Source organism: Bradyrhizobium sp. 197, from assembly GCF_023073375.1.
Classification (GTDB): domain Bacteria; phylum Pseudomonadota; class Alphaproteobacteria; order Rhizobiales; family Xanthobacteraceae; genus Bradyrhizobium.
This window is the reverse complement of record NZ_JADPJJ010000175.1, coordinates 1-22,825: the sequence shown is the minus strand read 5'-3', so window position 1 is coordinate 22,825 and position 22,825 is coordinate 1. Positions and strand designations below refer to the sequence as shown.

The window sequence follows — 22,825 nt, the reverse complement described above, 5'->3', positions numbered from 1 at the left end:
CACGATGAAAAGAATCATCTGGGCCATGGTCGGCATTGGCATCTGCCTTCTTGCATTTGGTTTCGGCCCCTTCATCCGGGCATACGCCCAAGATGCCGAATGGCAGAAGGTGGACGAGACCCTGGGCCGCAAGCCTGCCGTCTCGGACGACGTCCGCCGTTACGGCTTTCCCCGCAGCGATCTCTCCGTGACGTTGGACGGCGTCACGATCAAGCCGGCGTTGGCGCTGGGCGGCTGGGTCGCATTCAAGCCTGCGCATGGCGGCGCAATGGTCATGGGCGACCTTGTGCTGCTTGAGACCGAGATCAATCCAGTGATGGCGAAGATGATCGCGAGCGGCCTCGAAATCACCGCCGTGCACAATCATCTGCTGCGTGCGAGCCCGGCAACGTTCTACATGCACGTCGCCGGCCATGGCGATCCCGTCAAGCTGGCCTCCGCGATCCGCGATGCGCTCGCCGAAAGCAAGACCCCGCTGACGGTCGCGGCGCCGGCGAACCCGCCACCTGCCGTCGACCTCGACACGGCGAAGCTCGACCGGATCATCGGAGTGAACGGGAAAGCGAATGGCGGCGTCTACCAGTTCAACGTGAAGCGGCGCGACCCGATAACGGAAGACGGCATGTTGTTGACCCCCGTCGCCGCGATGGGCGTCGCAATCGGTATCAATTTCCAGCCGGTTGGCGAAGGCAAGGCGGCCATCACCGGCGACTTCGTGCTGACCAGCGACGAGGTAAACCCGGTCATCCTGGCGCTTCGGACGCACGGCATCGAGGTGACGGCACTGCACAGCCACATGCTGGATGAGCAGCCGCGGCTCTTCTTCATGCATTTCTGGGCGAACGACGATGCCGTCAAGCTTGCTGAAGGTCTCCGTGCGGCGCTCGACAAGACGGCGAGCACGAAGAGCTGAAGGCATGGGAAGGCTTGCACTGGCATTTATGCTGGCTTTGTTAGGAGGAGGGAACGCGGTGGCCGAGACCCTGAATTTCGACAATGCTGCTGCCGGAACTTCGCCCGACGGGTGGACTTTCACGATGACCGGCAAGGGAGAACCGAAATGGACTGTCGAGGCCGAGTCCACGGCGCCAAGCAAGCCGAACGTTCTCAAGCAATCCGGACGGGCGACGTTTCCCCTCGCCATCAAGCGCGATACCAACATCCGCGACGGCTTCGTTGAGGTGAAATTCAAGGCCGTCGCCGGGTCCGAGGATCGCGCAGCGGGAGTCATCTGGCGGGCGAAGGATGCCGATAATTATTATGTGGTCCGCGCCAACGCGCTGGAGGACAATGTCGTGCTGTACAAGACGATCAATGGCGTTCGAACGTCACTTGAGATCGTGGGTCGCAGAGGCGGGTATGGCGTCAGCGCGCCGGTGTCATCCGGGCAATGGCACGTGCTGCGCTGCGACTTCGCGGGAAGTCGGTTCAAGGTGACCTATGACGGACAGCCGTTGTTCGAGGTAGAGGACGCCACGATTGCGCATGCGGGCATGATCGGCCTCTGGACCAAGGCGGATAGCGTGACCCTGTTCGATGATCTGACATATGGTGAGATCAAATAGGCGTTTGGTCACTTACGCCGAGATTGCCATGAATGTTCTATGCCGGCCGGTTGCGACGGCCCTGCTGATTGCGTCGATCTGCCCACTACGGGCGGAAGTAGTTTGGTCGCGTTCAAATCACTCGATCCGGAACTGGCGCTCGATCTTGCGCGCGCTCTTGGGAGCTTGGCGGCCGTCTGAGTGCGCATGGATTGACCGATATTTTCATCCGAAGCCTTAGCGAGACAATGCTGACTGGAATGCTCGGCATTTTCCGGCCGTCAAGATCGGTCAGTTGCAGACTTCTCTGTTGCGACTTGCTGCTCCCATTGATCCCATCGCGGCAGATGTAGAAGCTTCTAAATGACAGCCCTTTTGCACCGGCCGACAACCAGCGGAATTGCAGACAATTTGTCCCGAGGTTGGAGCCGTTAACTTCTCCGGGGCTGCTGCGGAGCTTTCCGGCCGGATGCGTTTGGGCTGAGTGTCTTCACGGCTTGCGGTTGGCTTTTTTGCAATCTTCCCGCAAATGTTGTCATCGCCGACCTCATAACCGCTGCGACACACAATCTTTGTACAGCGGTCACCGTCCGCCCTAAAGCCATGTTCACAGAGCAAGGGGCAAACGCGTCCGCTCTTGTGAAAGGTTTTCAGATGCCGGCCCCATGAAGGTGGGCGCCGCGGGTACGGGGCCGGCGTCCGAATTGTCGGTCAGCAAGGTCGGGGGAATCGTGAGCTGAGCGCTGATGCCCGCCGCTGGCTCGCTGAGTCACAGGCACGTCGGTCATCCCTGCACAGCATAACAAGTGAAACGGTTGCAATCCTGGTATATGCCGCGACACTCGAAGGATGGTATTTGCTTCAAGGACAGGCAGTCGCGATATCGCGCACGACAGATGTTTAGGCATTGCTGTTTACCGGTGTGAGCCGCCGCGAAGGTGAAAGAGGCGAGATCGGCGTCGCGCGCGTAGAGCGTTCCCGAACCTAATGAGAGAAGCAATGCAAGCAGCACGAAGGCGACGGCAAACGATCGATTGCTAGAGGTCATGGCTCTGGGTCCTTTCTGGGTTGAAAAACACGGCGAAGTCTGGAGTGTCGCGCATCGGACAGAAATGGCAGGCCAGCGGGAGCGGGACAGGTTTGTTTTCGAATCGCATCCATCTTCCCTGGCTGCTGACGCAATCCCCACGACAAGGCCGGCGCGCGGTTCACAGCCCCATCACCATTCGGGAGGCCGGATCGTCGGCCCGATATCTTGAGGACCAGGCAGACCCGGCGCCAGCGGTTGTTGCTCGTTTGCCGGCGGGAGCAAATTTCCCCAGTCCGTCCGTGCACGCATCCGTTCAAGGGTTGCGGCGGTGACGAAGTTGCCACCTTCCCGTATCTGCCATCCGCCACCGAGCGCCCGAAACACCGCGGTCAGTCCAAGCGGAACGTTGGCCGAAGCGCCGGCCAGGCTATTCTGTGCCTGAAGGAGATTCTGTTCCGCCGTCAGTACGGTGGTAAATGATGTCCCGCCCTGCTCGTATTGCTCAAGTGCGATTTTGAGGGCTCCCTTTGCCGCTTCAACGCTGCGACGCAGATACGCGGCCTGGTTTCGCGATTGTAGATATGTCGCAAGACCGTTGTCCACCTCCTGCTGGGCGCTCAACGCGGTGTTCTGATAGTCGATCAGCAATTGCTGCAGCTTGGCATCCTGCAAACGGATGTTGTTGGTGATTTGCCCGTAGTTCAGAAGATTCCATTGAAACGATGGGCCCGCAGCATACGCCACGCCCTTCCAACTGACGACCTGACCTAGATTATGGCCGTTGGCGGTGCCCGCCGAGCCGCCGAACGTGCCCGTAATACTGATTGCCGGATAGAGTTGCGTCGTGGCGATTCCAATCTGCGCGCTCTGTGCCAAGGCGGCAAGCTCCGCTGCTCGGACGTCCGGTCTCCGGCGCAACAGATCCGCGGGTATACCGACAACGACGGACGCGGGCGGCAACGGTATCCGGCCGATTGAGCGTGAAAGCATCATGCCGAGTGACTGCGGCGGAACGCCGAGCAGGACGCACAGCGCGTTTTGTCCCTGCTGCAATTGTATCGTCAATTGGGGTATTGCCGCACGGGTCTGCTCGAGGACATTTGTCGCCTGGAAAACATCAAGCTCCGAAGTTCCGCCGCCCGAGAACTTCGCCTTTGCGATACCAAGCGCCTGTTCCTGCCTGCGGACATTGGCCCGTGCAATCCCGATCAACTGCTCTATTGTGCGTATACCGATATAAGTTGCGGTGACATCGGCTAGAAGCGACACCAGAACGCCGTCATAAGTCGCAATCGACGCCAGGTACACGGCATCGGCGGATTCGACTCCGCGGCGAAACTTGCCCCAGAAGTCCAACTCCCAGGCCGCCTGTGCGGCCAGGCCATCGGTCCAGAAGTACTGTGGCGTCGCATTTGGACCGGCCAGCGGCGTCGCGGCACTGGTCCGATTGTAAATGACCGATCCCACTCCCTGTTGGACCTGCGGATAGGTTATGCCGATGGCTATTCCCAGCACGGCACGTGCTTGCAGCACCTTGGTCCCCGCGCTCTCCAGCGTCAGATTTTGGTTGTACGCAATTTTTATTAGCTGATTGAGCGTCGGATCGCGAAAGCCTTCCCACCAGGGTTCATACGCGAGCGGGCCGGATTTAACCGCGCGATTGCCTGCGCCACGAAATTTTTCGGCAAGCGGAGCGACAGGCGCTGTAAAATCCGGCCCAATCGTACATGCTACGGTTGGCAGGAGAAGCGCAGCCACAAGCAACCCATGAATTGACCAGCCAGCAATAGCGCGGGCATTGTGCGGCCGCCCAAACGTTGCCTGATGCTGAGTCTCCAAGATTTTCTCTCCCCACGCGTCGGCCAGACTCGTGTGTATCTCTTTGTTGTTGTATTGCACGTCAGGACGGCGGCTTTTCCACTGAGGGCATGACGTACAGCAGCCACTTCTTCATCCGGATCGTGACCTTCGAAATGACGTGCGTGGCCTTGCCCTTCTGCGTATAGATCGCCGCTGATCCGCCTGACCCAAGTGACAGCTTGCGGGCTATGGCATCGTCGCTGAAATTGATCCGCACTGCATAAAGCCCGTCGGATCCGATCCGCGCTGCGTTCGGTATTGTGCCGCTGGTTGTGAATTGACCTCCCCCAGTTGCCGGAATCACGTAGTCTACTTTTCCAAGGAAGAGGCGGCCCGGATACGGGTTGAGCACCATTTCCACGTCATCGCCAGGCTCGACATTCGAGAGCCAATTCTGCGGAAACACGGCGGCTACGGCCGTATCGGACACGTTGACGAATGTTCCGGCTGCAGCAAGCGGCATCGGCACAAGCATGGTTCCGATCTGCACCTGCCAATTGGTAACATATCCATCGCCTGGCGCCGTCATCTTGCACTGGGCCAAGTTGAACCGCGCGTCATCGAGTTGCGCTTCAACGGCCGGAACGTTGCTTTGAGCCGTTTGCACAACGGCTTCGGCCTGTTGCGCAGAAGCCTCCGCTTGCGCAAGGGCCGCTTCGGCCTGTTGAACGGCGGCTTCCGCTTCCTGACGTTCCTGCGTTGCCTTGGCTACGTTAAGCTGACTAATGGCCGCTTTGTCCGCGCGCTGAATGTTGAGGGCGATTTGCTCCTGGGTCTTTGCAAGTTCGTCAGCAGCCTTCGCTTTTAAGAGACTGGCCTGCGCATTCGGTATGGCCGTCTTTGCGGTCGCGAGCGCAGCTTCGGCTTGCCTTACGTTGGCCTTCGATGCAGCCAACTGCGCCTCGACCTGGTTCACCGTGTACTTGTATGGCGCCGGATCGATTTCCAGCAGCAAGTCACCTTTCTTCACTCGTTGATTTGCCTCGGCGTGGATCACCTTGACTTGCCCTTTGACGTAAGGGACGAGCTGCACCACGTACTGGCTGGTCACCATCTTGTCCGTAATCGGCGCCGACTGCGTCCAGACCACCACGACGCCGCCGATCATGAACACACCTGCGACGATCAAGCCTGCAATCAGATAGGCCGTGGGCTTGAGGCGCAGGACCTTGAACAGTACGAGAACGAGTGCAACGTAGACGATGATCAGGATTGCGATCACGGTCGTGTCTCCCTCTCCACCGAGTGCTGCCGTGAGGCTGCCACGGCGTCACTTTCGACGTTACCCAGCTCAGGGGTGTTCTTTCCAGACCTCAGTCCGAACGGCTTCGTGAACGCCCATACGAAAGCTACCGGCCACAGCAACCCACCAGTCGCGATCCCGACCCAGCTCATGGCATTGATCGCGCTGGCCTGGGGGTGATTCCATTTGCGAGCGAGCTGGCCTGGAAGTTTGCCTAGATTGACGACGATTAGGACGCCAACAAAGATCAGAACAGCGAATACGACAAACGCGAATGCGTCCAATGCACCGAACGAAGAATCCACTGCCAGCACTCCAAGTAGGACTAAGCCATCGGATTCGGCGCAATTACTCGCAGTTCAATCCCGTCGACCGAGCCAGCCGAGGATTGGATTAATACGGGGTGCGCTTTGGTTTCACGAAGGACATGCGCAATCAGAACCATCTTTGAGCCTCGTCGAGGAATGGTCATACCGAACTCCTGCGCTTCGGAAAAAAACCGCAACGTTGAGGAGGCAGCGCTGCGGCCATGCCCGCGGGCCGCAGCAATGATGGAGGACAACCGCCTTCCGGGGCTATGCATTTTCGGCCGACGACATAATTATCGTTCGAGGGCCATGAACGAACGCTTCAACGTCCGGTTCGGGGACAAGGGCTGACATCAACTTGGAGCTGCTCCGGTATGAAAAAACCCGCGGCGGATTTCTCCGCGCGGGTTCTACGAATTCTCGATAGTGGCATTCTGCCGGTGTTTTGCCCGACGTGTCAAAGCTGAACGGCGCGGCGCTCTGCACGGCCGGCTTAGTCCGAGACCGGGTGCTCGGCACGAGCTCAGAATTGCAAATGATTTCAGTGCCCGCGCTACTGTGCATGGGGTTGTTTTTCAGTTTTTATTTTTGCGGTGCCGAAGCGGCGCGCGTCAGCGCCGTCCGCGCGGCGCTTCGGCCTTGGCCGGCTGCTCGGTCTGCGGTCCGCAGCTTGCGGCAGCGAGGGTTGCCTGCGCCTGCTGCATCAGGCCGGGCTCGGGGGCCAAGGCCTTCATCACGATCAGGCCGGTGGTAGCAGGGGAATCGATGATCAGGCGGTCGGCCGCGGTGATCTCTTCGTCCTCGGGCAGCTCGTTGTGCTGCGGCTCGGTCATCAGGTCGAGCTCGATCACCTTCTTGCCGGCCGAGCGGTCGTTGATGGCGTAGTAGGCGATTTCGTTGCGGGTGTAGAACGACACCGAGGTGTAGGCCTGGCTGACTGGCACGGTCAGCTTGATCGGTCCGTTCGACAGGTCGTAGCGGCAGATCGCTAGCGCAAAGGCCGGGTCCATGAACGGCATCGGCGAGGTGTTGGGGTCGGCGAGGGGAAGCTGCGTGACGGCGTTGAGCTTGGTCATCGGCGTCAGCCGCGAATAGGCGTCCTGGGTCGCGATCCGCGGCAGCGCCAGCACGCTGACCAGATGGACCACGAGGCCCAGCACCACGCCGGTAACGATGGTGAACAGCAGCCGGATCATGAGCAGCCCACCGTCGTGATCGTGGGCATCGGCGCATCGCGCTGGGTGCGCGTGGCAACGCCGACCGGGGTGTCGTAGAGCCGCAGCATCAGCGCATAGCGCTCGATGCCGCCGGTCGGCAGCCAGTTGCCGGCGCGCGAGCGCGAGGCGATGCGGATCTCGAACGAGCCGTCGGACTGGCGCACGATCTCCTGGCTGGTGAAGCCGTAGCGCTGCAGCGAATTGGCGACCAGATGACCCTTGCGGTCGTACAGCGTCAGCGTCCAGAACCGCGCCGGCGGCGTCACCCCGGAGACCACGACATCGCAGCGGCCGTCCAGCACCTTCTTCTTGTCATCGGCGGTTGCGGTGAAGGCGACGCCGTCGCCGGTACCAATCGGCAGCTCGCCGTTGCGCACGATGGTGGCGCGCGAATAGGGATCGACGTCGGCAGTGCCGGTGCGCGGGCGCGCGGTCCAGGGGCCGATGGTCAGCGCGCCGATCTCGGTGCCGCGCGTCGTCGTCATCCAGGTCGCGCCGACGCCCACGACGGTTGCGAGCAGAAGGGCCGTCAATGTGATCAGGATCAGCCGCACTTGTTTCGATCAGTTCTTGCGCGGGACGGATGCGTTCGCATTCTCTTCCGCATAGTTCTGCGGGAAGGCGAGCGCGCTTGTCGCCGAGGCGGGGTTGGCCGCCTTGGGGTCGTTGCTGGTTGATTTGGTCGCGGTCTTGGCGGCGTCGTCCAAAAGCTTCTCGACACGAACAAGGACGTCGGCGCCGCGCTTGGTCAGCACCGGCGGCGGACCGGGCTTGGTCTCCAGCACCTTCGGTGACGCGTTGGCTTGCGCGTTGGCGATTGGCTCCCGCGGCAGTTTCTGGCCCATGCCGACGCCGGGGATTTCCCGGACCTCGACGCCCTGATGCGCCGCGAGCATGATGTCGTGCCAAGTCTGCGCCGGCAGGGAGCCGCCGGTCATGCGGTTGGTCGGCGAATAGTCGTCATTGCCGTACCAGACCGCGCAGGTGAAGTTGCCGGTGTAGCCGACGAACCAGGCGTCGCGATAAGCATTCGTGGTGCCGGTCTTGCCCGCGGTCGGAATGCCGTCGAGGGCTGCACGGCGCGCGGTGCCTTCGCTGACCACGTGGCTCATCATGCCGGCCATGTCGGCGGCGACGGAGGCGGGGATCGCCTGCCGCGGCTTCGGACCGTCGCGGTCCCAGCGCCAGACCGGATCGCCGGCGCCGGTGCGCACTTCCAGCACGGAATGCGGCGTCACGGCCTTGCCGCGGTTCGGGAACGTCGCATAGGCGACGGCATGCTCGAGCACAGTGACTTCGTCCGAACCGATCGGCAGCGACGGCGTGTCGGGCAGCGGCGCCTTGAGGCCGAAGCGGCGGGCGACCTCGACGATCTTGGCGCGGCCGATCTTGGCCGGGTTCGGCGCCTTCGGCTGCTCCTTCTGGCCGATCGCGATCGACAGTTTGACGGGCACCACGTTGATCGAGCGCGTGATCGCCTGCGTCAGCGTCACCGCGCCGGAATAAGAATGGCCATAATTCTGCGGGCACCAATTGCCGATGCAGACCGGGCCGTCGACCACGATCGAATTCGGCGTGAAGCCGTTGAGGAGCGCGGTGGTGTAGACATAGGGCTTGAACGACGAGCCCGGCTGGCGATAGGCGTCGGCGGCGCGGTTGAACTGGCTGGCGCCGTAGTCGCGGCCGCCGACCATGGCGCGAATGCCGCCGTCGAGATCGGAGACGACGGTCGCGGCCTGGGTCGCGTGATAATCGCGGCCGAACTGGCGCAGCTGGTTCTCGACCGCGTCTTCCGCCGCCTTCTGCACATTGGCGTCGATCGCGAGGCGCACCACGAAGACGCGCTCGGTGTAGGATTTCGGGAAGGTGTCGACCAGCTTGCGCATCTCGTCGAAGGCGTAGTCGAGATAATAGTTCGGCGACGCCTCGTCGCGGCGGTCGACCGCGAAGGCGGGGTTGCGGCGGGCGCCGAACACCTGGCCCTCGGTCATGAAGCCGGCATCGACGAGGTTGTCGAGCACGACGTTGGCGCGGGCGCGCGCCGCGGGCAGGTTGATGTGGGGCGCGTATTTGGTAGGTGCCTTGAAAAGGCCGGCGAGCATCGCGGCTTCGGCAAGCGTCACGTCACGCGCCGACTTGTTGAAGTAGAAATGCGCGGCGCCGTCGACGCCGAAGGTGCCGCCGCCCATATAGGCGCGATCGAGATACAGTTTCAAAATCTCGTTCTTGGTCAGGCGCCATTCCAGCCAGACCGCGAGAAAGGCTTCGTTGACCTTGCGCTCGATGGTGCGCTCGTTGCTCAGGAACAAATTCTTGGCGAGCTGCTGCGTGATCGAGGAGCCGCCCTGGCGGACGCCGCCGGCCTGGGCGTTGGTGACGAGCGCGCGGCCGGTGCCGGCGATGTCGATGCCGAAATGCTCGTAGAAGCGGCGGTCTTCGGTCGCGAGCGTCGCCTTGATCAGCACGTCCGGAAAATCTTCCAGCGGGATCGAGTCGTTATGCTTGATGCCGCGGCTGCCGATCGGATTGCCGTAGCGGTCGAGGAAGGACACCGCGAGGTCGGACTTCTTCAGCCAGTCCTCGTCCGCAGTTTCGCGGAAGGCGGGAATGGCGAGCGTGAGCATCACGACCAGGCCGCCGAGTCCGATGGTCGCAGCCTCCGACAGCGGCTCGATGAACACCCAGCGCTTCCACCGCCCCACATAGAAGCGGTCCATGAAGGTCGAGTAGCGCTCGTAGAGCTCGCGGATGCCCTTGGCCGAGGAGAACAGCGAGGAGTCGATGCGCGCATCGAGGTCCAGGAAGAAATTCCGGACTTTCTGCTTCCAATGCGATGGTATGATCTGGCGCACCTAGAACCCTTGAGGCTTGGTTCGAAAGCGTTCAAGCACCCGGCCGGGGCGGCATCGAGACGTCTTGCGGGAGTGTTGCGGCAAACCCAAGGCGCCCGGCTAGCGCCTCGGGGGACTTGCTGTTCCTTCTAGCCGAGCAGGGCCTATAAACCAATGGTCACGCTCGCGATTTTGAATAACAGGCCTAATTGACCCCGGTTCATTACGGGCCTCACGCTGGCGTTGCTTGCAGCCCCGCGGCCGCACGCCCTAGATGACATGAACCGTAGCTCTTTCGAACTTTTGTTGAGGCCCATGACCGCAGCTCCCAAACGACCTTCAGGCCAGGAAGGATTCTTCTGGAAAACCAAGACGTTGGAACAGATGTCGGGGCCGGAATGGGAAAGCCTGTGCGACGGCTGCGGCCGCTGCTGCCTGAACAAGCTCGAGGAAGAGGGCACCGGCGACATCTATTTCACCCATGTCGGCTGCAAGCTGCTCGATGGGGCGACCTGCGGCTGCAAGGACTACCCGAATCGTTCCGACAAGGTTCCTGACTGTGTTCGCCTGACCCCCGCCAATGTCCGCACCCTGAACTGGCTGCCGCCGAGCTGCGGCTACAAGCTCGTTGCCGAAGGGCGCGACCTCTATTGGTGGCATCCGCTCGTGTCAGGCGATCCGAACACGGTGCATGAGGCCGGCGTCTCCGTACGCGGCCGGGTCGAGGGCAACGAGGAGCAGATCCCGGACGACGAGCTCGAGAACCACATCGTGCAATGGCCGGCGCAACTGCCGAAGCGGGCGCGCCTGAAGCGACGTCCGAAGGACTGATCCGGCGGGGATTCGGATCACGTCTTCGGGAAGACCGTGAGGTGGGATGCACCCATGCGCCGCGGTGCCTGCCTGAGAAGAACTTTGCTGTCTACACTGGGCTGCATAGAACGAATCCTTCGCGGCGTTGCGCCGCCTCATGGCTTCCGATCGAGATGAACAAGTTCGAGCGGCAGAGCAGTTCTGCCGACATCCAGACATTGCCCGACGACATCGCCGAGGAATTGTCCCGCCTGCCGTCCGAGGTCTTGAGCGTTGATGACGCTCCGTCACTGGCGCCGCCGGCGCCGCTGTCACAGGACGAAGTCCGCACCATCGTCATCAGCCTGATGCTGACGATGTTTTTGGCTGCGCTCGATCAGACCATCGTCGCCACCGCGCTTCCGACCATCGGACGCCAGTTCCACGACGTCTCCAATCTCTCCTGGGTCATCACCGCCTATCTGCTCGCCTCGACCGCGGTTGCGCCGGTGTTCGGGTCGCTGAGCGACATCTACGGCCGCCGCGTCATGATCATCATCTCGCTCAGCCTGTTCGTCGCGGGCTCGGTGCTGTGCGCGATCGCGCCGAACCTGCCGATGCTGATTCTTGCGCGCGGTCTTCAGGGACTGGGTGGCGGCGGCATCATGCCTGTCGTGCAGACCGTGATCTCCGACGTCGTGAGCCCACGCGAGCGCGGCCAGTACCAGGCCTATTTCTCCAGCGTCTGGATGGTGGGCGGCATTCTCGGCCCGGTCATCGGCGGCGTGTTCGCCGAGCATCTGCACTGGTCGATGATCTTCTGGATCAATGTGCCGCTCGCGGCCGCGGCGATCGCGCTGCTGCTGCCGAGGATGAAGAAGATCCCGGTGTTCCACCGCAAGCGCAAGGTCGACTGGCTCGGCGGCGTGTTGTTGATGGCCTCCGCCGTCGTCTTCATGCTGGTGCTGACCTGGGGCGGCACGCGCTTCCCGTGGCTCTCGCCGACCGTGCTTGCGATGGTGGGCGGCGCCGTCGCGCTCGCGGTCACCTTCGTGTGGCATGCGCGTCGTGCGGACGAGCCGTTCCTGCCGCTGCCGCTGCTCGGAGGATCGGTTGCCCCGTTCGGGCTGGCGGCCGGCGGTTGCGCGCTCGGTGCGATCACGGGCCTCACGGTGCAGCTCCCGCTCTATTACGAGGCGGTGTATCATCTCAGTGCCAGCGAGGCGGGCCTTGCGCTGATTCCGCTCGCGGCCGTCTCGACCATCGGTGCGGCCGTCGCTGGCCGCACCATGGCGCGTGCCAAGCACTACAAGCGCGTCGCCATCGTCGGAACGTCCTGGGCTGCGCTGTGCGGCCTCGGCCTCACCTTGACGACGCTGCCGCTATGGGCCCTGCTGACGCTGATGGCTGCGTTTGCGCTTGGCCTCGGCACCACCTTTCCGGTCTGCGTGGTCTCGGTGCAGAATTCGGTCTCGCGTCCACAGGTGGGCACCATCACCGGCGCATTGAACTTCTTCCGCTCGCTGATGTCCTCATTCACGGTCGCGGCGTTCGCGGCCATCCTGCTCATCGCGCTCGGTGCCGACATTCCGCTCGCCGGCGAGCATCACGTCGCGGGGAGCGTCGCAATCGCGGCCGACGACATGCGCCACGCGTTCCGCTACGTTTTCGGCGCCGCCACGGCGCTGATGACCGGCGCCGCCCTCTGCCTGATCATGATGGAAGAGCGGCCGCTGGCCGGCCCCACCGTCGTCCAGCAGGTCGAGATGGCGGAGTAGGGATTAGCCGCCGCGATCGTCGTAGGGATTGTCCCCGCCGTCGCCGGTCTTCCGCGCCTTCGCCGCAAGCTGCTCTTTAAGCCGCGCCAGTGCGTCGGCGGGCCAATCACGGACATCGGTGACCGCGACCCAGGCATCGACGTAATGCTCGGGCGCGTAGACATGGCCAAAGCCCATCGGCGTGCCGTTTGCGACCGCCATGTCGAGGGCGAGCTGCAGCATCGTGACGATGGGATACCAGCGCAGTTCCGGCGACACGTCCGGCCCGCGCGGTGCGCTCATCCAGGCCGGGGCCCGATAGGCGTCGCGGTAGGCGAAGAACGTGATCGCGTCACTGGCATATTGCAGATAGACGATCCGCATCGGACCCCAGGGCGCGTCAACCGGCACCGTCGGTCCATTTTGATTCATGAAGCGCACGAAGCGGCTGTCGCGAAATTGCGGCAGCCACGCCGGCGAGCCCGGATTGCGGTTCGCGGTGACCGAGCGCCAGATGCGGCTCTCGAACGGTGGCCCGCTCCAGAGCGCGCCGGCGATGGGATCGCCGATCGTCTCGAACAGTTCTGCCGATTTCTCCGAGTTCATGGCGCCAAGGCTAAGCCCATGCAAATACAGATTCGGCCGTTTTTCTTTCGGCAGCGTCGTCCAATAGCCGTAGATTTCCGCGAACAGCGCGCGCGCAGCGTCCGCGCCGTATTCTGGCTGAAACAGCAGTGACAGCGGGCTATTGAGATAGGAGTATTGCATCGCGACGCTTGCGACATCGCCATGGTGGAGATATTCGACGGTATCGATCGCGGACGGATCGATCCAGCCGGTTCCGGTCGGCGTGATGACGATCAGGATTTTGCGGTCGAAGCCGTGCTGCCGCTTGAGTTCCTCGAGCGCAAGCCTGGCGCGCGCCTGCGCGGTGTCGCGGCTGCCGAGGCCCACATAGACACGCAGAGGGTCCTGCGCAGGCCTTCCCGTGATTGCACGGATGTCTGTTGCGGTCGGACCTGAGGCGATGAATCGGCGGCCCGTACGCCCGAGCTCTCTCCAATTTACCAGCGATGCCGCGCCTCCTGTTCGACCGGGATCGGTCGGCTGCGGCCGCTCGGGCTCGTGCAAGGCGTCGAGTTCACGGAAGGACGAATCAAGCGCGTTGAACGCCATGCGGACCAGGATGTTGCTGGCGATCGCCCAGAACAGCAGGCCTGCAACGAGCACGCCGATGACGTTCGCGATCCTCCGCGGCATGAGGCGCCGTTTGCGTGCGGCAAGGAAGCGGGCGACAAGCACAAACAGCCGCCCCAGCGCCAGCAGCACCACGAATGTGACTATGGCAATGACGCAGACCTTGAGTGGATGCGCGGTCTCGACCGGGGCCATCTTCATCACACTGCGGATCGAATTCTGCCATTCGGTTGTGCGCCAGAGGAAGACGATGACGAGGAGAAGGCAGCCGACTGCCGCCAGCGCATTCGCAATCGCTCGTGCGCGCGCCGACGGCTCGGGCAATTCGAGATAGCGCCACAGCCGGCGCCACAGCACGCCGGCGAGGTAGCCGATCGCGAAGCAGCCGCCGGCAAGCGCACCTTGCGTGAGATAGCTGCGCGGGATCAGCGTTGGCGTGAGCGCGGCCGCGAAGAACAGCGCGCCCAGAATGAGGCCGACGCCGGACAGCGAGAGCAGTTGCCGCCGAAAGAACCACGCGAGACCCTTCAAGACACCCTCCCGGTAACGCTATCCCTTGTTGTTCTCCGCAAAGCGGCTCTTGCGCGGCAGCAGAATCCTGAACTCCGTGAACGCGCCGGGCTCGGTCGCGACGTCGATCGTGCCGCCGTGCTGCTTTACCACGATGTCGTGGCTCATCGACAATCCGAGGCCGGTGCCTTCGCCGGCCGGCTTGGTGGTGAAGAACGGATTGAACATCTTCTCCTTCACCTCGTGCGGGATGCCGGTGCCGTTGTCGCGGATGCGGATCTCGATGCTGTCGCCGCGATCGCGCGTCGTGGCGGTCACGACCGGATCGTAGTCGCCGGCACCATTGTCCGCCTTGCGCTTGGCGACCGCGTAAAAACCGTTCGAGATCAGGTTCAGCAGCACCCGGGTAATCTCCTGCGGAAACACTTCCGCTTGCCCGGCCGCGGGATCGAGCTCGCGCTTCAGCGTCACGTCGAACTGCGGCTTCTCGGCGCGGGCGCCGTGATAGGCGAGGTTGAGGCTCTCTTCGACCAGCGCGTTGATGTCGCTCAGCCGATGCTCGCCGCCGCCCTCGCGGGAATGCAGCAGCATGTTCTTGACGATAGAATCGGCGCGCGTTCCGTGCTGCACGATTTTCGCGAGGTTGTCCTTCAGAAGCCCGGTCAGCTCGTCGACTTCGCTACGGACGTCGTCCGCGAGCGGGACAGTCGCGAGCGCCTCGTTCAGCTCGTCGGTCAGCTCGGCGGAGAGCGCCGCGAAATTGTTGACGAAGTTGAGCGGATTCTTGATCTCGTGCGCGATGCCGGCGGTGAGCTGGCCGAGCGAGGCCAGCTTCTCGGTCTGGACCAGCCGGTCTTGGGCGGCGCGCAAATCGTCGAGCGATTTGGCGAGCTCCCTGGTGCGGTCCTGCACCTCGTTGAACAGCCGCGTGTTCTCGATGGCGATCACGGCCTGGTCGGCAAAGGTCTTGAGCAAGGCGATCGCCTTGTCCGGGAAAGGACCGGCCTCCGGCCTCGTCACGCCGATAGTGCCGATCGCAACGCCGTCGCGCAGCATCGGGATCACGAGGATGCTGCGATAACCTCTGGTCCGCGCCAGTTCCCTCATGGCGTCCGTGAGGTCGGGCTCGTTCTGCATGTCGCTTCGGAATGCGAACTCTCCGCTCGTCGCCACCCGGCTGTGAATGCCGGATGCCGACAGCGGCGCGGGGAACGAGCTGAGCAGATCCGCGTTGCCGGCCTCAACGTCAGTGGTAAAGGCCGCCAGATGCAGCAGGCCGTCGATGACGCGGGTGACAGTGGAGGAATGTCCGCCGATCAGCGTCTTGGCGCTGTCGGAGATCGCCTGGAACACCGGCGTCACGTCCGCGGGCGAGGCCGCGATCACCTTGAGGATGTCGGCGGTCGCGGTCTGCCGTTCCAGCGCTTCCCTCGTGGCGTTGAACAGGCTGACATTCTTGATCGCGATCACCGCCTGGTCGGCGAAGGTCTGCAGCAGCCGCACATGATGCTCGCCGAACGCGCCCGTCGCTCGCCGCGTGGCGATGATGATTCCAATGGCCTCGCCGTCGCTCATCAAGGGTGCGAACAGCATGCTGCGGTAGCCGCGGGCGCGCGCGATGTCGCGGGCCGCCGGTTCGAGCTCGGTGTCGGGCAATTGCGCCGCCGCACCATGGGCCACGAGCTGGTAGGGCGGGAACTGCGCGAACGGCACCGGGAACGAGGACTGGAGCACGCGATCGCCGGCCGGATCGGTCGGCGTGAACGCCGCAAGGTGCGCGGCGCCGTCGATATAGCGCAGCACTGCGGTGGAGAAGCCGCCGATCAGCCGGTTGGCGTTGGCGGCGATGGCGTCGAACACCGGCTGTACGTCGGACGGTGAAGCGGCCATCACTTTCAGAATGTCGGCGCTGGCAGTCTGGCGCTCCAGCGTCTCGCGCGTCTCGTTGAACAGCCGCGCATTCTCGATCGCGATCACGGCCTGGTCGGCAAAGGTCTGGAGCAGCTGCACGAGGTCGGCCGCGAACGCGCCGGGCTCGGCGCGCGTGACGCTGATCATGCCGACCGGGGCACCCCGGTTCATCAGCGGCATGAACAACACGCTGCGGAAGCCACGCAGCCGTGCAAGGCTCCGGTTCAGCTCCGGGACGTCCGCAGCTTCGCTATCTGGAAACTGGATCGTCTCGCCGCCACGCACCAGGGCGAAGGTTGGAAAGTCGGCAATCTTGCGCGGGAACGAGGCCTTGAGCCCTTCGTCCGCCTCGGGGCTCGTTGGTGTAAACGCCACGAGGTGCAGCTCGTCGCCGATGAATTGAAGCACGGTGGCGGAGAAGCCGCCGAGCAAATGCCTGGAGCTGGACGCAATCGCCTCGAAGACCGGCCGGGCATCGGACGGAGAGGCCGCGATGGTGCGCAAGATCCCGGCGCTGGCGCGCTGACGATCGCGCGCAGTCGCAAGCTCGCTGCGAAGCTGCGCGTTTTCGGCTGAGGCCGATTGTAACAGGCGCTCGAGTTCCTCGATGTCGTTGGTAGGGCTGGTCATTCGCAATCCGGCTTGATGCAGCGACATGCGCGGCACCAGGGCGGATTATCACATCTCCTGCGGCCGGAGCCAGCGCCCGCCCCAGTGAGTTTGTCGCCAAAACACGGCCCGCTTCACGTGCCCGGCCGCGACACCTCGGTCTCCTTGCTGGTGATGAACTCCAGCAGCACCGGAACGCCTTCCCGCGTCTTCTGGATGCCACGCTTGATCGCAGGGATGATGTCCTCAGGCCTCGTCACCCGCTCGCCATAGCCGCCGAAGGCGCGCGCCATCGCGGCGTAGTCGCCGGAAATGTCGGTCGAACGAAATTTTTCGGTCGAGATTGGCATCACCTTCAATTCGATCGCCATCGAAAAATTATTCAGGAGGATCGACATGATCGGGATGCGCTCGCGCACTGCGGTCTCGAAATCCATGCCGGTGAAGCCGATCGCCGCGTCGCCCCAGACATTGATGCAGAGCTTGTCGGGCTTTGCGAGCTTGGCGCCCATTGCCAGCCCAAGGCCGTAGCCGAGCTGTGTCGTCTTGCCCCAGCCGAGATAGGCGAGGGGCTCGACCGACTTCCAGAACGGCGAGAGCTGGTCGCGCGGGCTGCCGGCATCATGGGTGATGATGGTGTTGCTGACGTCGACGGTATGTTGCAAATCCCACAGCACGCGATAGGGGTTCAAGGGCGCGTCATCGCTGGTGAGTTTTGGCATCCATTTGGCCAGCCACTCCTTGTGCGAGGCCGCGATCTCGGCTGCGACCGCCGATGCGTCGCGATCCGCGGTGACGGTCCTGCCGATCTCCTCCAGCAGCGCGTCGAGCACGAGCCCGGCATCGCCGACGAGGCCGATCCTGGCTTCCACGTCCTTGTTGAGATGGTTCGGATCGAGCGTCGAATGGATGATGGTCTTGCCCTTCGGCATCGCGATGCCGAAATTGGTTTCGGTGAAGGAGCACCCGATACCGAGGATGACGTCGGCCTCGGCGAGGAATTTTGGCACCGCGCGCGGCACGGCAAGGCCGCCGGAGCCGAGCGAGAGCGGATGCGTTTCCGGGAACGACGATTTGCCGCCGAGGCTGGTGGTGACGGGAATGGCGAGCCGCTCGGCGAGCCGTTTCAGTTGCGCCCATGCCTGGGCGTAATGCACGCCTTGGCCGGCATAGATCACCGGGCGCTTGGCGTTGACGAGCAGCGCGGCAGCTTCCTTCACATGAACGGGATCGGCGCCATAGCGGGTGCGCAGCACCGGCGTGTAGTTCAGCGGCTCCGGCACCTCCTCGTTCCACATGTCAGCAGGAATTTCGACGATGACGGGACCACCGCGGCCGTTCTTTAGTTTCGTGAACGCGCGGCGAAAAATATTGGCGACCTCGGCGGCCAGGATGATCGGCTCGGATGATTTCGAAAATGGCTTCATCGCCTCGCTGGAACTGAAGTTCGGCTCGATATGCGCAAGCCTGCGCTGATAGCCCATGGGCAGCACCAGCACGGGAACGGATTCGCCGTAGCATTGCGCGACGCCGCCCATCGCGTTCTCCGCGCCGGGGCCATGCTGCATGCAGAACGCGCCGATGCTGCGTCCCGAGGTCACCCGCGAGATCGCATCCGCCATGTGGATGCCGACGCGCTCCTGCCGTACCATCACCGGGCGGATATCGGCCTTCGCCGCATGCTCGATCAAATGGTTGACGGGATAGCCGCAGAGGATCTCGATCCCCTCGCGCTTCATGATTTCCGCAATCGCGGTGCCGAGCTTCATGGCGTCTCTCCCTGGGGCAGGCCGGTTGATCCGGCTGATTAGGGATAGAGGATCAGGAATCGGGGAGAGGGTAAAGCGCGAGCGGATGAGAGCCGCGGTAGGTCAGCTATGCAGCGAGCTGCCGTGGCCGGATGGAGCGCAGCGCAATTCGGGGGCCGTTCCACCCGGATAGACCGGTGCCGAATTTCGCTGCGCTCCATCCGGACTACGACCGCTTACTTGCAGCTTTGGCAGATCATCAGCTTGCGTTTCAACGCCTCGTCTTCTTGATCGATCAATTGCTCAGCCGCGCCGCCTTTAGGACCCTGATCGGCCCTGGAGCGCTTTGTAGTGCGTGACCTCACAGGCGGGACTACCTGACTCGAGATGTCATTGTCGTCGCCGGTGCCTACGCTGAAGCCATCGTAGTCGGCGGCGGGGTTCGGCGACGATGGAAGCCCGCCGAACACCGGCGGCGAAGCCTCTCTGATGGATGCTGCCGGCGGAGGTCTGGAATTTTTGGCGCCCGCATGCGGCGGCGATGCATTGGGCGGAGAAAGCGAAACCGGCGGCGCGGCCGAAGTCTGTCCTCTCGCGCTGTCCTGCGACCAGAGGCCGGCAAGCATGAGGCTGAAAGCCAAGAGCGTCGCGCTTTTCATCCGCATCCTTCAAGCAGCTCTGGTTCGTCGATCGGACGGTGCAAGAGTATCAGGACTCACGTGGTCGTCAAAGCGCCGCAGCCCGAATTTCGCTGCCAGGAATATGGTTCACAAAGAGTGACCGGCCCGCCCGCACAGGGCCAGGCGTGGTGAGTGTCAAAGAGGAATTTAACGCTTGCGCCTTAACTTGCGCTCGCCATGAGTGACCAGGTCGTCCACAGCGAGGTTCAACCATTTTCGGCGCGTGCGGCGCTTCCCTGGCTGGTGGGCCTTGGCGTCTATGTCCTGCTGCTGATCCTTGGACCGCGGCTGCTCAGTGATCCCGACAGCTATTCTCACATCGAGGTCGGGCGCTGGATCATCGCGCACGGCTCGCTGCCGGCGAGCGACCCTTACTCCTTTTCGATGCACGGCGCGCCCTGGATCACTTTCGAATGGCTCTCGGAGATCATCTACGCCGGAGCCTACGCGCTTGCCGGCTGGCAAGGCGTCGTCGTCTTGGCCGCCGCGGCGATAGCGCTTGCCTTCGGCCTGTTCACGTTCTTCCTGGTGTGCGAGCTTTCGCCGGTCCATACGCTGCTCATGGTGATCGCGGCCATCATCCTGTTGGCGCCGCATATGCTGGCGCGGCCACACGTGTTGGTGCTGCCGGTGATGGTGACCTGGGCGGCTGCCCTGGTGCGCTGCATGGATCGTGAAGGGCCGCCGCCGTACTGGGCCCTGCCGCTGCTGGTCGTGTGGGCCAATCTGCACGGCAGTGTGGTGCTGGCGCTTGGACTGATTGGCCCTGCGGGGCTCGAGGCGCTGCTGCGCGAGAAGCGCAGCGAATGGCCGCGCGTGTTCCTGCGGTGGCTACCATTCACGGTGCTCGCAGTCGCAGCGTCCTGCCTGACGCCGTACGGGCCGGAACCGCTGTTGATGCCGCTGACGACACTCGGCCTCGGTCCCGCGCTCGGTTGGATCTCGGAATGGCGGCCGCAGGATTTCAGCCACATCGGTTTCTTCGAGTTGCTGCTGCTGGCCGGCATCCTTGCGCTCTCGCGCGGCGTGACGCTGCCGGTCGTGCGGGCCTTGGTCGTGATCGGGTTGCTTCATTTCGCGCTGGCGCAGGTCCGCAATGCGGATCTGCTGGCCTTGCTGGCGCCGCTCTATCTGGCGGCTCCGCTGGGACGGAAGTTCGGCGGGTCGAGCAGCCAAGATGCGGCCGGCTCGTCGCGCGGCCTGAACCTGGCCGCGCTCGGTGTGTTGATCGTGGCGAGCGCAGCGGCGCTGGCGCGTGACATACGGCCGGCTCCGGTCATCACCCCTCAGGCTGCCATCGCCGAAGCCAACCTCGCCAAGACGGCGCATGTGCTCAACGATTATTCCTTCGGTGGCTATTTGATCTTTGCCGGCATTCCCAGCTTTATCGACGGTCGCGGCGAGCTGTACGGGGGAGCGTTCATCAACCGCTACAATCGCGCCCTGGCGCTGGTCGACCTCGGCGATTTTCTCAAATTGCTCGACGAATACAACATCGGCGCGACGCTGCTCGCGCCGGAAACGCCGGCGATAGCGATGCTCGACCGGCTGCCCCAGTGGCAGCGCGTCTACAGCGATGGCGTGGCGGTCGTGCACAAGCGGCGAGATACGCCGCAAAGATAGATCAAGCGGTCCCGAAAGCGGCGTACTGGCCGCCGAGCCACACGCCGCTCAGGGCATCTTCGAGACGTCGCGCCGGTTTGGTGTCCCAGGGCAGCAGCAGGAAATGGCGCGCACCGATCTCGCGCAAGCCGCCGGCAGCCATCAACTTCCGGGTTGTGCCGGCACCGAGCAGCACGGCGTCCCGGTCGAACTCACAGCGCGCGACGGCAAGGCGTGTCAGTGGGTTGTACGGATTGTGCTCGATGACGCAGACGAGCCCCCCGGGGCGCGTCACACGCCGCATCTCGGCGATGAATTGCCCCCATTCGGAGGGCACGACGTGATGCATCACGCAGACGGCCGTGACCAGATCGAAGCTGGCATCGTCGAAAGGAAAGGTGCGGCCGTCAAACTCGCGGTAGTCGACGCCACCGTTGTCGGCGCGGGCCTGTGCCAGGCTGGCCGAAGAAACGTCGATACCGCTCAAGCGGCCGACCATGCCCCGCAGCAGGGGATGAAGGCTGCCCACGCCGCAGCCGACGTCCAGCATTTCGGGCCTGTCCGTGTCGAGCCGCTGCGCGATCAGATTGCCCAGGAGATCGGCCTTGGCGCGCACGAAGAAATGATGCGGCAAGCCGGAGAAGTCGATCGAGGATTGGACCACGTCGCGGTAGTTGTCGTGATAACCGTCGAAGAGCTCGGTCATGCGCTCGGTCACTCGTTGACGGCGTGGATCGCGGGTGCGGCCGCCGTTTCGTTGCGATCGAAGCCAGCGCGGGTCTGCACCACGTATAGCGGGCGACGTTTCACCTCGGCATGGATGCGGCCGACATAAAGCCCCACGATGCCCGTCATCAGCATGTTCATTCCGCACAGCAGGGACACGACGACCATCGTCGAGGACCAGCCGGTGACGAGATGACTGTCCTTGCTGAGCCACAACAGGACCACCCAGCCGCCGTAGAGCAGCGCGAGTCCCGACACCGTCAATCCGCACCAGATTGCCAAGCGCAAGGGCAGATCGGAAAAGCCGAGCGCTGCGTTCATCGCGAGCCGCACCATCTTGAACAGCGGGTACTTGGTCTCGCCAGCTGCACGCTCGAGGCGGTGGAAGGCGACCTCGGTCTGCCGGAAGCCGAGCCAGGCGATCATGCCGCGTACGAAGCGGTCCTGCTCCGGCATCTGCCGAAGTGCGTCGAGCACCTTGCGATCGATCAGGCGGAAGTCGCCGACATCGGCGGGGATGCCGACCGAGGACATCCTGCCGAGAAGCCGGTAGAACAGATGCGCGGTTGCGCGCTTGAATTGGCTTTCGCCCTCGCGCGACAGGCGGCGGGCGTGGACGATGTCGTTGCCTTCCTTCCATTTTGCGATCATTTGCTCGATCACTTCGGGCGGATCCTGCAGATCGGCATCCATGACGATGATCGCTTCACCTTGCGCAGCGTCCATGCCGGCGGTGATGGCGATCTGATGGCCGAAATTTCGCGACAGGCCGATATAGCGATAGCGCGGGTCGCGCGTGGCGAGCGCCCGCAGCACGATCGAGCTGGAATCGCTGCTGCCGTCATCGACGAAAATCGCTTCTGCCGGCCCGTCGAGCCGGGACAAGACCAGGTCGAGCCGGTGCAGCAGGACCGGCAGCACGGCTTCCTCGTTGAACACGGGGATGACGAGGCTGTAGCGGATCGACTGGAAACTGGCCGCCATGCGAGAGGGTCCAACTCGTTGCAGAAGCGGAAGTCTATGTCGGCGGTGGTTAAGGCGGCCTTGCCACAACCGTCAAGGATATAGGGCGCTTGAGTGACTAGTAACGCCCGATTAACCACGCTGGGCAGAAGCGGCTTCAGCCTAGGGTCTGTTGGGATTCATCTGGAGTTTATCGCGGCCGCGGCCAGATAGATCATTGAAGTGAAGCTCTGGTCGGTCTTGTCGGCGCGCATTGCGATGCGCTTGAATTCCTTGAGCTTGCCGAAGAAGTTCTCG

The 22,825-nt window shown here is 63.2% G+C and carries 18 protein-coding genes; 5 read left to right on the top strand and 13 right to left on the bottom strand.

The window, feature by feature from the left end:
- The first annotated feature begins 4 nt into the window (after positions 1-4).
- Positions 5-913: a DUF1259 domain-containing protein gene (locus tag IVB27_RS38170; protein ID WP_247349926.1), complete on the top strand. Its 909-nt coding sequence runs from the start codon at positions 5-7 to the stop codon at positions 911-913.
- A 58-nt stretch (positions 914-971) separates the two neighbouring features.
- A complete protein-coding gene (locus IVB27_RS38165; RefSeq protein ID WP_247447746.1) occupies positions 972-1,565 on the top strand; it encodes a hypothetical protein in 594 nt (197 codons plus the stop codon).
- A gap of 1,198 nt (positions 1,566-2,763) precedes the next feature.
- Here IVB27_RS38165 and IVB27_RS38160 read toward each other — a convergent pair.
- From IVB27_RS38160 to IVB27_RS38135, 7 genes are all read right to left on the bottom strand, one after another.
- The gene (locus tag IVB27_RS38160; protein WP_247447745.1) at positions 2,764-4,413 is read right to left on the bottom strand and encodes an efflux transporter outer membrane subunit; all 1,650 of its coding nucleotides are present in this window, start codon (positions 4,411-4,413) and stop codon (positions 2,764-2,766) included.
- Positions 4,414-4,474: 61 nt separating this feature from the next.
- Positions 4,475-5,656: an HlyD family secretion protein gene (locus IVB27_RS38155; RefSeq protein WP_247349930.1), complete on the bottom strand. Its 1,182-nt coding sequence runs from the start codon at positions 5,654-5,656 to the stop codon at positions 4,475-4,477.
- Positions 5,653-5,982, bottom strand: coding sequence for a DUF3302 domain-containing protein (locus IVB27_RS43935; RefSeq protein ID WP_354068743.1), 330 nt, complete (start codon positions 5,980-5,982; stop codon positions 5,653-5,655). The genes IVB27_RS38155 and IVB27_RS43935 overlap by 4 nt, the downstream gene beginning before the upstream one ends.
- A gap of 20 nt (positions 5,983-6,002) precedes the next feature.
- The gene (locus IVB27_RS38150) at positions 6,003-6,239 is read right to left on the bottom strand and encodes a hypothetical protein (protein WP_247349932.1); all 237 of its coding nucleotides are present in this window, start codon (positions 6,237-6,239) and stop codon (positions 6,003-6,005) included.
- Positions 6,240-6,596: 357 nt separating this feature from the next.
- A complete protein-coding gene (locus tag IVB27_RS38145; RefSeq protein WP_247349934.1) occupies positions 6,597-7,181 on the bottom strand; it encodes a DUF1254 domain-containing protein in 585 nt (194 codons plus the stop codon).
- A complete protein-coding gene (locus IVB27_RS38140; protein ID WP_247447744.1) occupies positions 7,178-7,756 on the bottom strand; it encodes a DUF1214 domain-containing protein in 579 nt (192 codons plus the stop codon). Before IVB27_RS38140 ends, IVB27_RS38145 begins: the two co-directional genes overlap by 4 nt.
- Before the next feature lie 9 nt (positions 7,757-7,765).
- Entirely contained in the window at positions 7,766-10,054 is a 2,289-nt protein-coding gene (locus tag IVB27_RS38135; RefSeq protein ID WP_247447743.1) for a transglycosylase domain-containing protein, read from the bottom strand.
- 294 nt (positions 10,055-10,348) lie between these two features.
- On the opposite strand from IVB27_RS38135, the gene IVB27_RS38130 reads away from it, so the two are divergent.
- Both IVB27_RS38130 and IVB27_RS38125 read left to right on the top strand, forming a co-directional pair.
- Positions 10,349-10,864 (top strand): YcgN family cysteine cluster protein, encoded by a 516-nt coding sequence (locus tag IVB27_RS38130; protein ID WP_247447742.1) that lies wholly within the window; start codon positions 10,349-10,351, stop codon positions 10,862-10,864.
- 155 nt (positions 10,865-11,019) lie between these two features.
- Positions 11,020-12,603, top strand: a complete 1,584-nt coding sequence (locus IVB27_RS38125) for an MDR family MFS transporter (RefSeq protein WP_247447741.1) — start codon at positions 11,020-11,022, stop codon at positions 12,601-12,603.
- Between the two features lie 3 nt (positions 12,604-12,606).
- On the opposite strand, the gene IVB27_RS38120 is transcribed toward IVB27_RS38125, so the two are convergent.
- From IVB27_RS38120 to IVB27_RS38105, 4 genes are all read right to left on the bottom strand, one after another.
- A complete protein-coding gene (locus IVB27_RS38120) occupies positions 12,607-14,310 on the bottom strand; it encodes an alpha/beta hydrolase (protein WP_247447740.1) in 1,704 nt (567 codons plus the stop codon).
- An 18-nt stretch (positions 14,311-14,328) separates the two neighbouring features.
- Positions 14,329-16,830: a GAF domain-containing sensor histidine kinase gene (locus IVB27_RS38115; protein ID WP_247447739.1), complete on the bottom strand. Its 2,502-nt coding sequence runs from the start codon at positions 16,828-16,830 to the stop codon at positions 14,329-14,331.
- 113 nt (positions 16,831-16,943) lie between these two features.
- Entirely contained in the window at positions 16,944-18,608 is a 1,665-nt protein-coding gene (locus IVB27_RS38110; RefSeq protein ID WP_345946993.1) for a thiamine pyrophosphate-requiring protein, read from the bottom strand.
- A gap of 185 nt (positions 18,609-18,793) precedes the next feature.
- Positions 18,794-19,216 carry a hypothetical protein gene (locus IVB27_RS38105; protein WP_247447737.1) on the bottom strand — a complete coding sequence of 141 codons (423 nt, stop codon included), beginning with the start codon at positions 19,214-19,216 and terminating at the stop codon, positions 18,794-18,796.
- A gap of 198 nt (positions 19,217-19,414) precedes the next feature.
- Between IVB27_RS38105 and IVB27_RS38100 the strand changes: the two genes are divergently transcribed.
- A complete protein-coding gene (locus IVB27_RS38100; RefSeq protein ID WP_247447736.1) occupies positions 19,415-20,860 on the top strand; it encodes a hypothetical protein in 1,446 nt (481 codons plus the stop codon).
- Between the two features lies 1 nt (position 20,861).
- Here the strand turns inward: IVB27_RS38100 and IVB27_RS38095 are convergent, their stop codons facing one another.
- The gene (locus IVB27_RS38095) at positions 20,862-21,545 is read right to left on the bottom strand and encodes a class I SAM-dependent methyltransferase (RefSeq protein WP_247447803.1); all 684 of its coding nucleotides are present in this window, start codon (positions 21,543-21,545) and stop codon (positions 20,862-20,864) included.
- Between the two features lie 8 nt (positions 21,546-21,553).
- Positions 21,554-22,549 (bottom strand): glycosyltransferase family 2 protein, encoded by a 996-nt coding sequence (locus IVB27_RS38090; RefSeq protein WP_247447735.1) that lies wholly within the window; start codon positions 22,547-22,549, stop codon positions 21,554-21,556.
- Positions 22,550-22,825: the final 276 nt, after the last annotated feature.

Coding starts and splice junctions, on each gene's coding strand:
- IVB27_RS38115 (WP_247447739.1), bottom strand. CDS start 16,830: ATGACCAGCCCTACCAACGACATCGAGGAACTCGAGCGCCTGTTACAA.
- IVB27_RS38130 (WP_247447742.1), top strand. CDS start 10,349: ATGACCGCAGCTCCCAAACGACCTTCAGGCCAGGAAGGATTCTTCTGG.
- IVB27_RS38125 (WP_247447741.1), top strand. CDS start 11,020: ATGAACAAGTTCGAGCGGCAGAGCAGTTCTGCCGACATCCAGACATTG.
- IVB27_RS38100 (WP_247447736.1), top strand. CDS start 19,415: ATGAGTGACCAGGTCGTCCACAGCGAGGTTCAACCATTTTCGGCGCGT.
- IVB27_RS38090 (WP_247447735.1), bottom strand. CDS start 22,549: ATGGCGGCCAGTTTCCAGTCGATCCGCTACAGCCTCGTCATCCCCGTG.
- IVB27_RS38145 (WP_247349934.1), bottom strand. CDS start 7,181: ATGATCCGGCTGCTGTTCACCATCGTTACCGGCGTGGTGCTGGGCCTC.
- IVB27_RS38170 (WP_247349926.1), top strand. CDS start 5: ATGAAAAGAATCATCTGGGCCATGGTCGGCATTGGCATCTGCCTTCTT.
- IVB27_RS38105 (WP_247447737.1), bottom strand. CDS start 19,216: ATGAAAAGCGCGACGCTCTTGGCTTTCAGCCTCATGCTTGCCGGCCTC.
- IVB27_RS38095 (WP_247447803.1), bottom strand. CDS start 21,545: ATGACCGAGCTCTTCGACGGTTATCACGACAACTACCGCGACGTGGTC.